13 protein-coding genes are annotated in these 12,944 nt (G+C 59.9%); 1 reads left to right on the forward strand and 12 read right to left on the reverse strand.

What is annotated here, in order from left to right; genetic code table 11:
- Nucleotides 1-27: 27 nt before the first annotated feature.
- From ruvB to ACP8IT_RS06920, 5 genes are all read right to left on the reverse strand, one after another.
- Nucleotides 28-1,107, reverse strand: coding sequence for a Holliday junction branch migration DNA helicase RuvB (gene ruvB, locus ACP8IT_RS06900; protein WP_239268274.1), 1,080 nt, complete (start codon nt 1,105-1,107; stop codon nt 28-30).
- A 36-nt stretch (nt 1,108-1,143) separates the two neighbouring features.
- Nucleotides 1,144-1,752, reverse strand: a complete 609-nt coding sequence (ruvA, locus tag ACP8IT_RS06905) for a Holliday junction branch migration protein RuvA (protein WP_023017402.1) — start codon at nt 1,750-1,752, stop codon at nt 1,144-1,146.
- 81 nt (nt 1,753-1,833) lie between these two features.
- On the reverse strand, nt 1,834-2,406 hold the full coding sequence (ruvC, locus tag ACP8IT_RS06910; protein ID WP_005283305.1) for a crossover junction endodeoxyribonuclease RuvC: 573 nt from the start codon (nt 2,404-2,406) through the stop codon (nt 1,834-1,836).
- A 188-nt stretch (nt 2,407-2,594) separates the two neighbouring features.
- Entirely contained in the window at nt 2,595-3,350 is a 756-nt protein-coding gene (locus tag ACP8IT_RS06915; protein WP_284640846.1) for a YebC/PmpR family DNA-binding transcriptional regulator, read from the reverse strand.
- 92 nt (nt 3,351-3,442) lie between these two features.
- A complete protein-coding gene (locus ACP8IT_RS06920; protein ID WP_490289805.1) occupies nt 3,443-4,321 on the reverse strand; it encodes an acyl-CoA thioesterase in 879 nt (292 codons plus the stop codon).
- A gap of 142 nt (nt 4,322-4,463) precedes the next feature.
- On the opposite strand from ACP8IT_RS06920, the gene ACP8IT_RS06925 reads away from it, so the two are divergent.
- Nucleotides 4,464-5,861: a DUF2029 domain-containing protein gene (locus ACP8IT_RS06925; RefSeq protein ID WP_490289806.1), complete on the forward strand. Its 1,398-nt coding sequence runs from the start codon at nt 4,464-4,466 to the stop codon at nt 5,859-5,861.
- A gap of 4 nt (nt 5,862-5,865) precedes the next feature.
- Here ACP8IT_RS06925 and ACP8IT_RS06930 read toward each other — a convergent pair whose 3' ends face one another.
- From ACP8IT_RS06930 to ACP8IT_RS06960, 7 genes are all read right to left on the reverse strand, one after another.
- Nucleotides 5,866-6,327: a hypothetical protein gene (locus tag ACP8IT_RS06930; RefSeq protein ID WP_237799537.1), complete on the reverse strand. Its 462-nt coding sequence runs from the start codon at nt 6,325-6,327 to the stop codon at nt 5,866-5,868.
- Nucleotides 6,327-7,430 (reverse strand): glycosyltransferase family 4 protein, encoded by a 1,104-nt coding sequence (locus ACP8IT_RS06935; protein ID WP_023028853.1) that lies wholly within the window; start codon nt 7,428-7,430, stop codon nt 6,327-6,329. The genes ACP8IT_RS06930 and ACP8IT_RS06935 overlap by 1 nt, the downstream gene beginning before the upstream one ends.
- Nucleotides 7,430-8,332 carry a phosphatidylinositol mannoside acyltransferase gene (locus ACP8IT_RS06940; RefSeq protein ID WP_490289807.1) on the reverse strand — a complete coding sequence of 301 codons (903 nt, stop codon included), beginning with the start codon at nt 8,330-8,332 and terminating at the stop codon, nt 7,430-7,432. The genes ACP8IT_RS06935 and ACP8IT_RS06940 overlap by 1 nt, the downstream gene beginning before the upstream one ends.
- Before the next feature lie 86 nt (nt 8,333-8,418).
- On the reverse strand, nt 8,419-9,027 hold the full coding sequence (gene pgsA / locus ACP8IT_RS06945; RefSeq protein ID WP_490289808.1) for a phosphatidylinositol phosphate synthase: 609 nt from the start codon (nt 9,025-9,027) through the stop codon (nt 8,419-8,421).
- Nucleotides 9,020-9,589, reverse strand: coding sequence for an HIT family protein (locus ACP8IT_RS06950; RefSeq protein WP_023028855.1), 570 nt, complete (start codon nt 9,587-9,589; stop codon nt 9,020-9,022). Before ACP8IT_RS06950 ends, pgsA begins: the two co-directional genes overlap by 8 nt.
- Nucleotides 9,576-11,639 carry a threonine--tRNA ligase gene (thrS, locus tag ACP8IT_RS06955; protein WP_023017395.1) on the reverse strand — a complete coding sequence of 688 codons (2,064 nt, stop codon included), beginning with the start codon at nt 11,637-11,639 and terminating at the stop codon, nt 9,576-9,578. Before thrS ends, ACP8IT_RS06950 begins: the two co-directional genes overlap by 14 nt.
- Nucleotides 11,640-11,716: 77 nt before the next feature.
- A complete protein-coding gene (locus ACP8IT_RS06960; RefSeq protein ID WP_284640833.1) occupies nt 11,717-12,943 on the reverse strand; it encodes a Dyp-type peroxidase in 1,227 nt (408 codons plus the stop codon).
- Nucleotide 12,944 lies beyond the last annotated feature (1 nt).

Genomic DNA, 12,944 nt, shown 5'->3' on the forward strand with positions numbered 1-12,944 from the left:
CCGCTCCAGCGCGGTGCCGACGCTTGCCTAAAACAGCCCAATCGCGCCATCGGGAGGCGTCAGGCCGAGGTGCTGCCAGGCGGCCGCGGTGGCTACCCTGCCCCGCCCGGTGCGCGAGATCATGCCGGCGCGAACCAAGTACGGCTCACACACCTCTTCCACGGTGGAGGGTTCCTCGCCCACGGCGATGGCCAAGGTATTCACACCCACCGGCCCGCCGCCGTGGCCGTTAATCAGGGCATTGAGGACGGCGCGGTCTAGCCGGTCCAGACCCATTTCATCGACGTCGAAGACCTCCAGCGCCCCTTGTGCTGCGGACAGATCGATGCGTCCGGTGCCATTGACCTCTGCATAATCGCGCACGCGGCGCAGCAGGCGGTTGGCAATGCGCGGGGTGCCGCGCGAGCGGGAGCCGATTTCCACGGCGGCATCGTCATCGATGGCAACGTCCAAGATATGCGCCGCACGCTTGATCACGTGGGTGAGATCCTCGGTGCTGTAGTACTCCATTTGGGCGGTAAAACCGAAGCGATCCCGCAGCGGACCGGTAAGCATTCCCGCTCGCGTTGTCGCCCCGACCAACGTAAATGGCGGGATCTCCAGGGGGATTGAGGTAGCACCCGGCCCCTTGCCCACGATGACATCGATGCGGAAATCCTCCATGGCCATATAAAGCATTTCTTCGGCAGGCCGGGCGATGCGGTGGATCTCATCGATAAACAGCACGTCGCCTTCCATAAGGTTGGACAGCATCGCCGCCAGGTCGCCCGCCCTCTCCAGCGCCGGCCCAGAGGTCATGCGCAGCGAGGTGCCGAGTTCCTGCGAAATGATCATCGCCATGGTGGTCTTACCCAGGCCGGGCGGCCCCGATAACAGGACGTGATCCGGGGTGACCCCGCGGTTCTTCGCGCCGGTGAGCACGAGGGAGAGCTGCTCCCTTACCTTGGGCTGCCCAATGAATTCCGTCAGGGACTTGGGGCGCAGGGAGCGCTCGATATCGTGTTCTTCGGCGTGAGCGGTGGCTTCCACATCACTATTGTGCTGGGATTCGTGCGCCTTACTCATCCCCTCTGGGAGATTGAACTCGGTGCGCTCAATATCGGACATGCTGTAGCCTTTGTGTCTTCTTGACGTCGTATTCTTTTAGCCCTGCTTACCCAACTGGGCCAGGGCCGCACGCAGCAAGGTTGAGGTATCCGCCGCAGGGGCTTCGGCGTATGCCGCCTCCACCACGGGGCGAGCCGCCTTCTCAGTAAACCCTAGGCCCAAGAGGGCTTCAGTGACACTATCGACAACTGGGCCACCGGCACCTGTTGCCTCCGACGCAGCATCGGGCACGGGAGTTCCAGCAAAGCGCTTTACCTTATCCTTGAGCTCCAGGGTAAGGCGTTGGGCCATGCGCTTGCCGACGCCCGGGATAGACTGCAGCGCCTTCACATCCTCCCCGCCAATCGCTGCGGCCAGCTCTTCTGCCCCCATGACGGATAACGCAGCCAAGGCGAGTTTCGGCCCCAAGCCAGATACAGATTGCAGCACTTGGAACATTTCGCGGTCATCGTCGCTGGTAAAACCGTATAAGGTCAACGCGTCTTCCTTGACTACCAAGGTAGTGAGCACAAAGGCGGTTTCTCCGCGGCGCAAGGTTCCCAACGTCTTTGCGGTGGCTAAGAACTTATAGCCCACCCCGCCGCATTCAATAACGCCGTGGTCTAAACCAATGTGGAGGACTTCTCCCCGCAATGCCGCAATCATTTTCTACCGTGCCTTCCTACCTGTGTGCGCTTTCAACATGACCTAATAATGAACAAACTTAACCTGTGGGGGTGTGGCGAGCTAAGGCTGAACACCCTTCCCCCGCCCGCGGACGCCGCTGGTCTTTGCGCCGAGCCCTAAACCGGTACTATCCATTCTCACGATCGCTGGCGCCCGCCAGCAGTGGCAGACGGCCAGCGCCAATGCATCCGCCGCATCCGCCGGCTTGGGCGGCTCCGTAAGCCCCAGGATACGGGTGATCATGGTCGTCATTTGCTTCTTATCCGCGCGCCCATTGCCAGAAATAGCCTTTTTCACTTCGGATGGGGTGTACATGTACACCGGAATATCCCGCTCGGCGGCCGCGAGTACCAGAACCCCTACGACGTGCGCGGTCTGCATGACGGTTGAGACCTGGCCGCGTTCGAAGACGCGCTCTATGGCCACCACATCCGGCGAATAATCGTCCATCCATTCCTTGGCCGCCACGGATAGCCGCAAAAGCCGTTCGGTCAGATCCTTATCGCTGGGAGTCCGCACCACTCCCACGGAGACGGGAAGGATCGCGCGCCCGCGCCCTGCTTGAACTACGGACAGGCCACAGCGGGTGAGCCCGGGATCGATGCCCATCACGCGCATGCCTTCGATATTCACACCCGCCCACTCCCGTTCCGCGGCCTCGTCGTTACTAATCTTGCTTCCCTATTATGTCTTACACACACATGTTCTACAACACGGCGAGAACCTAGGGCCCCAATAAAGCACAATAAAAAGCCCGGCGCCGACATCTCCGCATCCGCGAAGAGCCGCCACCGAGCTAGTGCCTAATAAGAGCAGTATCCCTACTCTGCGTTGAGCTCCGCTAGGACCTCATCAGATAGGTCCATATTGGTATATACGTTCTGGACATCGTCGGAGTCTTCCAAGACATCGATGAGGCGGAAGATCTTCTTCGCGTCATTAGCGTCAAGAGGTACCTCGACGGAGGCGCGGAAATCATTATCGGAGTCATCGACCTCGATATCAGCTTCCTTGAGCGCTTCCTTTACGGCCTGAACATCCGTGGGAGCGCAGATGATCTCGAATTTCTCGCCCTGGTCTTTAACCTCTTCGGCGCCGGCATCGAGGACCGCCATCAAGACGTCGTCCTCGCTCAGCTCGCCCTTTTCCACCAAGACATAACCGGTGCGGGAGAACATATACGCAACCGAGCCGGATTCGCCCAAGTTGCCGCCATTCTTGCTCATCGCGGTGCGGACATCGGTAGCCGCGCGGTTGCGGTTATCGGTCAAGCATTCAATCAGCATTGCGACACCGTTGGGGCCATAGCCCTCGTACATGATGGTCTCCCAGTCGGCACCACCGGCTTCTTCACCAGAACCGCGCTTGCGGGCGCGTTCGATGTTGTCATTGGGGACGGAGGCCTTTTTGGCCTTCTTAATCATGTCATCGAGCGTTGGGTTGGCCGCAGGATCACCACCGCCGGTTCGCGCCGCCACTTCAATGTTCTTAATGAGCTTGGCAAATTCCTTGCCGCGCTTGGCGTCATTGGCAGCCTTCTTGTGCTTGGTAGTTGCCCATTTTGAGTGGCCTGACATTAAGTCCCTTTCTAATTGGGTTCTAAATCTGTTTACAATTATACGTGCCCTGCACGAACTGGGAAAAGCGCCCCCAGGATACGCAAGCGTTTCTAGACGTTATGCCAATTACCGTGGGCGGAACCGCTGCCTAGGTTCTCATCGAGGAACCGCGTCAAGCCCTCCTGATTGACCAGCGCAACGAGATCGCCCTGTTCAGTGAATAATTTACCGCGCGCGATAGCCGTGCCTTGCGACGCTGTGGGCGATACCTGCTCATAAAGCAGCCACTCATCCACGCGGAAAGGGCGGAGAAACCACACCGCATGGTCAAGGCTGGCCAATTGGATCTTCTCCCCCTGGTGCGGAATAAGCGCCGACCGTATGAGGGTCATATCGGACATATACGTTAGGGCGGCGCGGTGAAAGTCGGGGTCGCTTCCAAGCTCGCCGGTATTGCGGAACCAAATATGGCGGTATCCGGCACCGGTTACCTCCGCGGCGGCATCATCGCGGCCTTCATCGGGGACCAAACGGATATCCCAATCGGTCCACTCCTTCAAGATGATTCGGGTGGAATAGGGCGCCCCGCCACCGCGGCGCGCGGCTTCATCAGGGCTTAGTGCCTGCGGTGCCATATCCTGATGCTCGGGCCCTGTATCACCATCGCGGTGGAAACTAGCCAGCATGATAAAGACGAGGCGGCCATCTTGGATGACTCGAACCTGCCGGCTGGCAAAGGAACGGCCATCGCGCAGCCTTTCCACCCGCAGCTCCAGCGGCTTTTTCGTATCACCGGGTCCAACGAAATAGCCGTGGAGGGAATGCACCTGCTTATTATCTACAGTCCTTTGCGCCGCGGCTAGCGCTTGCGCCGCCACCTGCCCGCCAAAGGTGCGCTCAATCTGCGAGGGAATCGCCGGGCCAGAAAAGACATCCGCTTCTTGGGTGCCTTCTAATGCCAAAACCTCAGAAATGGTGCCCACAGTCATCCTTCCTTATGCGCCTACTATGCGCTATATCACGTAACTTCTTATCTGCCTTGCCACCCTACTCCCTAGCCGGTCCAACCCCAGTGGCTAGCAACCTGATTCGAACTACCCACTGCCCAAATTTTTTCCTAGAATGTTTTGGGTGAAAAGAATCGCGTCAGTTCCTGCAGTATGGGTGGGCTGGGTTCTCGCCCGCTTGGTATTGGTCTATTTCTTGAAGCTCGACCACAGTGCACGCGGCGATGTTGCCTATTATTTCGCTGGGCTTTATGGCGACGATCCCACGCTAATGACCGAATACCCCCATGCGGGAACGTGGCCCACCATCATCTTAAGTTGGTTTACCGGTGGGGACCGCGGCGTGTTCTACATCGGCTTTACCATCATGACGCTGCTTGTCGATGCCACCTTCCTCGCCCTCCTGCTGCGCCACCACCAGCGCAATAAGCGTGTTTTCCTCGCAAGCTGGTTCTGGGTCTTCTTCGGCACGGCCGCAGGACACGTCTTTGTATGGCGCCTCGATATCTTCCCCGCGGTCGCCGTCGCCGGTGCCGCCGCGCTCCTTATTTCTCATCCCAAGACCGGTGCCGCCCTTTTGGGCTTCGCCACCACCATGAAGCTCTGGCCAGGCGTCCTCGCCGCCGGGCTGGTGGGGCGGTTTAATAGCGCTAATTCCTGGCTCCGCCTGGTGTCCTTTTTCGGCTCCGTCGCAGCCCTATCAGCGCTAACGGTTGTCACCTCCGGCATGGACCGGCTCCTTTCCCCGCTGGATTATCAGGGGGTGCGCGGGCTCCAACTCGAATCCATTCCGGCGACATACTTGCTCTTGCAGGCGCACCTCAACCCAGGTAAATGGCATTTAGGTTATGCACCGTCCAAGAGCTTCGAGATTTCCGGCCCGGGCGTGGATACCGCCATCATGTGGAGCACCGTCGCTACAGCCGGGATGCTGGTATTCGCCTTGGGCTGGGCTCTATACCGTTTCTTCGCCGGAGGGTGGACCTCGCGCACCACCGTCGCCTTCTTCACCCTCATGGTGCTGCTGCTCATTGCCACCAATAAGGTATTTTCGCCCCAGTACATCATCTGGCTCGGCCCACTTTTCGCGGTGGTCGTACGCCAGCAGCTCCCGGCCAGGTTCGTACTCATCAAGATTTGTCAGGGCCTGCTCGCTGTATGCGCGGTCGCCGCCGCTGCGCTGGGCACCTACGTCTACCCGTTCCACTATGACTACCTGTGGAAGTACGTGGGCGCAGACCTTACTCCGGTCTACGTACTCGTGGCCCGCAACGTGCTCATCCTCGTCATGGTCCTCATCGCGCTCATTTGGTTCATCCTTGAGATAAGCCTGTCGCGCCGCATAGAAAAGGCCATCGTGGCAGCAAGCGGCCTGGAGCAAGCCCAGGAAGCCGCCGCAGAGCCCGCGCCCTCACCAGATACCGGGCGAATCAACGTTCCGGGCTCCGACACCGCCGATGCCGATGCCGACGCCGATCCTGACGCGAGCACCGATGTCACCACGCAGGTGCCGCGCGGCTAGATTTTCAATCTGCCAGCATGTAGTCGAAGTACTCGGGTAATTTAGCGGTTCCGCCGAGGTGGAAAAAACGCACCGCTGGGCGCAGGCGCAGCGCGCGCGTATCGCTGACCGCCTCGTTATAAAAGCGATGCGCCAGCTGGATGCGGCCTTCTGCATCCGCCAAGGCGGCCGGGCGCTGGCCTACCGGAAAATCGCGCACGATGGCCGCCGAAAGCTCGCGTTCTACCATGGTGCGGGCTTCAAAATGCCCATGTGAAAGCTCCGTGGATTCGGCCTTTTGCGCCAAAGCGGCAAGATCTGGGGACACAGCCGCCGTTACCGCCGCCCGGCGGTCCAGCGCCGCCTGCAGCTGCGCCAGTGCGGCATCGGTGCGAATGTGCAGGAAGTTTAGCCGCTGCGCGGTAAAAATGGCCCACGATCCTAAAAGTATGAGGATGACGAGCGCAATGGTTATCTCAATCCCCATCATCGCTTCACCCTTACCTTCGTGCCATCTTGCACCGTTTCATAAACCTGCATGACCGCCGCGGCAACATGGTCCCAGTCATACATCTGGGCGCGTTGGACGCCATTGCGCACCAAGCGCCGCCGGTAATCGCCATCATCCAAGACCTGGTTCAGCACGCGCGCCAAATCGGAGGCATCGCCGGTGCGGAAAAGCGCTCCCGCGGGTTCATCAGATTCCGCGTTGCACACCGCGCGAAAGGCCTCCAAATCGGAAGCCACGACGGCGGCACCGGCGGCCATGGCCTCTACCAACACGATGCCAAAGCTCTCCCCGCCCGTATTCGGCGCCACGTAAACATCGGCCCGGCCTAAAACCTGTGCCTTTTCTGCATCGCTGACGCGCCCGACAAAGTCCACGCCCTCAACCTCGCGGGCGCGGCCGCCGCCCATAATGGTAACGCGGATATTCTTGTTGACCTGGCGCAATGCGGCTAACAGGATATCCAGCCCCTTCCGTGGCTCGTCGAGGCGGCCGAGGAAGACGACCTCGAGTGGAGCATCGGCAAGCGCGGGCTGGCTTTTCTTGCGCGCAAGCGCATAGACGGAGGTATCGACGCCGTTGGGGATCAGGACGGGATCGCCGCCCAATTGCTCCACCTGCCAACGCCGCGCCATGTCCGATACCGCAATGCCGCCGCGAATCTTTTCCAAAAAGGGCATAAGCAGCGGCTTTGCCAAGGTGAGGATGAGGGAATTGGCCGCCGAGGCGTGGTACGTCGCCACCATCGGGCCGTGTGCCACGGCCAAGGCGGTCATGGAAAAACTCGGGGAATTGGGCTCGTGGATATGCAGGACATCGAAATCCCCGTCCTGGATGAAGCGCTTGACCTTGCGGGTTACCTTTGGCCCCACCGACAAGCGCGCGACCGAGCCGTTATACGCAATCGGGAAGGCTGGGCCGCCCTTGACCACGAAATCCGGCAGCGGCGTGGACTCCGCGGCGGGCCCAAGGACCTGGACAAAGTGGCCCTGTTCTATGAAAACGGTGGCTAGGTCAAGGATATGGGCCTGCACGCCACCGGGTTCGTCAAAAGAATACGGGCAAATGATACCGATGCGCATTAACGGGAACGTTCCTTTCGCGCTTGCCGGCGCCGTTCCACATCCTCATTCCATTGCGGCTGCAACATGTGCCAGTCTGCGGGGTGGCGCCGGATATTGGCCGCAAACCCATCCGCCATGCGCTGGGTGGTCTCCTGAATATCGGTGACCTCTACTTCTGGCGACACCGATAACCCCCAGCCATCGCCTTCAAACCAGGAATGCACCACGTGGAGTGCCGCACCGGTTTCGATGGCCAGCTGCGCAGGACCTGCCGCCATATTGGCTTCCTCGCCCATAAAATCTACTGTGATACCGTTGCGGGTGATATCGCGCTCTGCCAATAGGCAGACCACTCCACCCTCCTCAAGGGCCTCCTTCAGCCGCGCAAAGGGCGTAGCCGGCCCACCGGTAAGCGGCAGGACTTCAAAGCCTAATTCCTCGCGGTAATCTACGAAGGCATCAAAAAGCACCTCCGGCCTTAACCGCTCTGCCACGGTGGTAAATTGCCCGTAATGGCCCACCAGGAAAACCCCGGCCATATCCCAATTGCCGGAGTGTGGCAGCGCCAGGATCACGCCGTGGCCAGATTGCGCGGAGGCATCAAAGTGCTCAAGGCCCTCCAGGCCGCCCATGAGGCGCTCGTGCAGCTGGGGATCGGAATGAATCGCGGGAAGGCGAAACGCCTCCATCCAATAGCGCATATACGAGCGCATGGAATCGCGCACCAATTCGCGCGTGACGTTTTCTGCCCCCACCACGCGGGTGAGGTTTCGTCGCAGTCCATCCATGCCGCGCCCGTTATCGCTCGCGAAATCCGCGACCCACCGGAAGATGGTGCGCGCTACCGGCTGGGGCAACCGGCGAACTACCTTCCAGCCCGCCAAATACCCAGCGGCTGCTACGTCTTCTTTATCCCACATGGTGGCCGGATCCTCCAGAAAAGTGTGTGCGCAATCCACGAACTAGCCGGAACGATAGTCCCCCGCTGCGCCCAAGGTCGCTTAAGTTATACTCCGGCATCTTGGCGCGCTGCAATGGCAATGCGCTGGTACACGGTAAAGATTGAGCCAACCGCCAAGAACCACAGCGATACCGCCGCGGCGTACTCTACGCCCAGGCCCTCAAGGCCGATTCCGCCCAGCGCCAAGATGAGGCGCTCCGGGCGCTCAATCAGGCCGCCCACCATGGTGAAACCGGAGGCCTCTCCCCTAGCCTTGATATAGGAAATGACCTGGGAGCATACCAAGGTAATGAGGCAGGCCGCCACGGTCCATTTGGACGCGTCTGCGGTATACACCAGCCACCAGGCGATGGCGCAGAATAACGCGCCATCGGTAATGCGGTCGCAACTGGCATCCAGCGTGGCACCGAAAGCGCTCGATTTACCGGTCAGGCGCGCCATGGTGCCATCGAGCATGTCAAAGGCGGCAAAGAGGCCGGATAATACGGCGGCGATAAACAGGTGGCCGGTAGGAATGAGGATCACCGAAATGGCGATGGTCACAATAGTGCCTACAACCGTGACCACGTTGGGAGTCAATCCCAACTTTAAAAAGGTCTTGGCTATAGGTTCCACCACCACGGCGGCGGGCTTTCGCCCATGCACGCTAAGCACGCGAGTCCTCCTCTTCCATGTCACGCCAACCCTCTGCCAGCACACGACGAGTGTCTTGCAGTAGTTGCGGTAATACCTTAGTCCCATCGAGGACAGTCATAAAGTTACTATCCCCGGGCCACCTTGGCACCACATGCAAATGCAGGTGGTCTCCCACCGAGCCGCCGGACGCGCGCCCCAGATTAAATCCCACGTTAATGGCCTCGGGGCGTGACACACGCTTGAGTACCCGCACCGCATTTTGGGCAAAGGCCATAAGCTCGTGGGATTCTTCCTCGGTGAGGTTTTCCAGCTCGGATTCCTTGCGGTACGGCACCACCATGAGGTGGCCGGCGTTATAGGGAAACAAGTTGAGCAGCGCATATACCGTTTCACCCCGCGCGATGATGAGCCCGTCCTCATCGCTGCCCTTCGGGGCTTCCACGAAGGGATCCTCGGACCGCTGCGCGATATAGGCCATCCGGTACGGTGCCCACAGTCGCTCCAACCGGTCCGGCTCACCGGCACCGGTATCGACGAATGTTTCCTCGCTTTGCCCCTTCTGCGGATTAGCGCCGGGCACGAATGAGCTCTTCTGTCGGCTGCTCGTTGGTGCGCTCTGCTACCCACGTGGAGATGAGCTCAACGGCTTCATCGACCGGCACGCCGTTGACCTGCGTGCCATCCAGGAAACGGAAGGAGACCGCACCGGCTTCCACGTCGCGGGCGCCGGCGACCAGCATGAAGGGCACTTTGCCCGTCGTGTGATTGCGGATCTTCTTCTGCATGCGGTCATCGGAGGTATCTACATCCGCGCGAATGCCCTTGCGGCGCAGCTTTGCGGCGACGCCCTCCAGATGCGGCACGAAGTCATCCGCGACTGGGATGCCCATGACCTGGTGCGGTGCCAACCACGCTGGGAATGCGCCCGCGTAGTGCTCAAGAAGCACACCGAAGAAGCGCTCGATGGAGCCGAAGAGGGCACGGTGGATCATGATCGGGCGCTTCTTCGTGCCATCGGATGCGGTGTATTCCAGCTCGAAGCGCTCCGGCAGGTTGAAGTCCAGCTGCACCGTGGACATCTGCCAGGTACGTCCAATGGCATCGCGGGCCTGGACGGAAATCTTTGGCCCGTAGAACGCGGCGCCCTCAGGATCAGGAACGAGCTCGAGCCCGGATTTTTCTGCCACGGACTGCAAGATGGCGGTCGAGCGCTCCCAAATCTCATCGGAGCCGACGAACTTATTGGGATCCTTGGTGGAAAGCTCCAAGTAGAAATCGGACAGGCCGTAATCCTCAAGCAGCGAGATAATGAAGTCTAGAACCTGGGTGAGTTCTTCTTCCAGCTGCTCTTCGGTGCAGTAAATGTGGGCATCGTCCTGGGTAAAACCGCGCGCACGCGTCAAGCCATGCACCACGCCGGACTTTTCGTAGCGGTAGACCGTACCGAATTCGAAAAGGCGCAGCGGCAACTCACGGTAGGAACGGCCGCGGGATGCGAAGATCAGGTTGTGCATCGGGCAGTTCATCGGCTTGGCGTAGTAGTCCTGCGGCTCCTTGACCGCATTTCCCTCGGCGTCATACTCGCCATCGAGCTGCATCGGCGGGAACATGCCATCGGAGTAGAAATCAAGGTGGCCGGATTTACGGAAGAGGTCGCCCTTGGTGATGTGCGGGGTATTGACAAAGGAGTATCCCGCCTGCACGTGGCGGTTGCGGGAGTGGTTTTCCATCTCCATGCGCACGGTCGCGCCATTGGGGTGGAATACGGGGAAACCGGAACCAATCTCATCCGGGAAGGAGAAGAGATCTAATTCCTGGCCCAAGCGGCGGTGGTCGCGCTTTTCTGCCTCTTCCACCATGGTCTGGTAGGCAGCCAGTGCGTCCTTGGACTCAAAGGCGGTGCCGTAGATGCGCTGCAGGCCGGCGTTGGCCTGGTCACCGCGCCAGTAGGCGGCGGACGACCGAGTCAAGGCAAAGGCTGGGATATATTTCGTGGTGGGAACGTGCGGGCCGCGGCACAGGTCGAACCATTCCACCTCGTTGGTGCGCGGGTTCACGTTGTCATAGTGCGTCAGATCGCCGGCACCCACCTCAGCGGCCTCATCGGAATCCGGGTCCACGTTGCCCTTGTCCTGGATAAGCTCCAGCTTGAAGGGCTCATCCTGCAAGGCCTGTTCCGCCTCTGCCGTAGACGCATAGGTGTGACGCTCGAAGCGCTGGCCTCCCTTGATGATCTTCTTCATCCGCTTTTCCAGGTTCTTGAGATCCTCCGGGGTGAAGGGCTCAGCGGTCTGGAAATCGAAATAGAAGCCGTTTTCAATGGACGGGCCAATGCCCAGCTTGGTGCCGGGGAACTCGGCCTGTACGGCCTGGGCCATGACGTGGGCGCAGGAGTGGCGAATGACGGCGCGGCCATCTTCCTCACAGGCGGCTACCGGGACAAATGTCGATTCCTCATCCGGGGTGTGCGAAAGGTCATACAGGGTACCGTCCACGCCGCGGACTACCACGACTGCCTCTGGACCCTTATTGGGAAGGTTCAGCTCGCGGAGGGCCGCACCAACCGCTTGCCCGGCCGGCACGGTGAAGGATTCGTAATTTACCGGTGCTGCGGGAATAAGTTCCGCCATATTCGCGCTCCTTTTTGCGCTCACGCAGATACGGCATACCTGGCCGCATCCACTAGTTAAATTTACGGATCGTCATTCTACAGGCCAGCATGCGTGCAAAGCGATTCCGCCCACCACGTTTCTTTGCCATCGCTGCCTTTAGTTCCCGGCGGGCAGAAATACATCGCCGAACCGATGTGGGTGAGCCACTCATTCAGCAGGTCCGCCTCATCAAGCCGCGCCTGGATGGGTTCGAATTGCTTGGTGGGATCCTGCTGGTAACAGATGAAGATTTGGCCAATATTGGATAGTTGGCCATCCTTGCCATCCGGCGGCAGCTCGTAGTTATAGGGACGGCGCAAAATCTTTTGCTCCGGGTGGTCCTTGGGCGCAGTCGCGCGCGCCATGTGGGAGTTCTTATCAATGACGGGCAGGCCATACTCATCCGTGGCCTTAAAGTCCGCCTCGTCGAATTCCTTATCACCCGTAAGCGGTGCCCCGTTTTCCAGCTTGCGCCCCACCGCATTTTCGCGGGAGGAGCGGTCCAGCTTTTCCCAGGTATCGAGGTTCATGCGGATGCGGCGCACCACCATGGCCGCACCACCCTGCTGCCACTTCGGGCCATCCTCGATCCAGACCTGGTCCGCGAATTGTTCATCGCCGCGCGGGTTTACAGTGCCATCTTTTTGGCCAAACATATTGCGCGCGGTCTCGCCCTTTTCGTGACTGCCGTAGGCGTTGATAAAGCCCTGCTGCAGCCAGCTAACTTCGGCATAGTGCTCGCCTGAGCGCACCATGTGCCGCAGCGCATAGGTATTCATCAGCGGATCATCGCTGCAAATCTGCAGGACGATGTCAGTCTGGCCCCACTTGTCTTCTAATTGGTCGCGGGAATAGGCGCGGACATCGCCAAGCCACTTCGGCTTATCCACGCCCAGCAGGGAGAAAATGCGCTCGCCCAGCCCACACGTAATGGTGAGGTTCGCAGGCTGGCGCACCATTTCCGGTTCCAAGGTCCCCAACGGCGGCTGGCCCGTGCACAGCGCTCGCGCGTCCTCAGTCCACAGCTTCATGAGCCGGGCAAAGCCCTGCTTGCCGATGCCCCCTTTAAGATCAAAGCCCACCAAGTTCAGGTGCGCTTGCTCCGGCGTGTCAATCCCGGCCTGGTGTGGGCCGTCGAAAGCCACGGTGGCATCGGCAAGCGGAGTGCTCTCCTCCGCTTCAGCGTGTGGTGTTGATTTATCCGAGTTGCATCCCACCAGCGCAATGGCGCTGGTAGACACTGCAGCGCCGGTGAGAAAACCCCTTCTGCTGAATCCCGTCATG

This window comes from Corynebacterium sp. LaCa_23 (genome assembly GCF_058182375.1).

Coding starts and splice junctions, on each gene's coding strand:
- ruvB (WP_239268274.1), bottom strand. CDS start 1,107: ATGTCCGATATTGAGCGCACCGAGTTCAATCTCCCAGAGGGGATGAGT.
- ACP8IT_RS06960 (WP_284640833.1), bottom strand. CDS start 12,943: ATGACGGGATTCAGCAGAAGGGGTTTTCTCACCGGCGCTGCAGTGTCT.
- thrS (WP_023017395.1), bottom strand. CDS start 11,639: ATGGCGGAACTTATTCCCGCAGCACCGGTAAATTACGAATCCTTCACC.
- ACP8IT_RS06915 (WP_284640846.1), bottom strand. CDS start 3,350: ATGTCAGGCCACTCAAAATGGGCAACTACCAAGCACAAGAAGGCTGCC.
- ACP8IT_RS06940 (WP_490289807.1), bottom strand. CDS start 8,332: ATGTGGGATAAAGAAGACGTAGCAGCCGCTGGGTATTTGGCGGGCTGG.
- ACP8IT_RS06930 (WP_237799537.1), bottom strand. CDS start 6,327: ATGGGGATTGAGATAACCATTGCGCTCGTCATCCTCATACTTTTAGGA.
- ruvA (WP_023017402.1), bottom strand. CDS start 1,752: ATGATTGCGGCATTGCGGGGAGAAGTCCTCCACATTGGTTTAGACCAC.
- ACP8IT_RS06920 (WP_490289805.1), bottom strand. CDS start 4,321: ATGACTGTGGGCACCATTTCTGAGGTTTTGGCATTAGAAGGCACCCAA.
- ACP8IT_RS06935 (WP_023028853.1), bottom strand. CDS start 7,430: ATGCGCATCGGTATCATTTGCCCGTATTCTTTTGACGAACCCGGTGGC.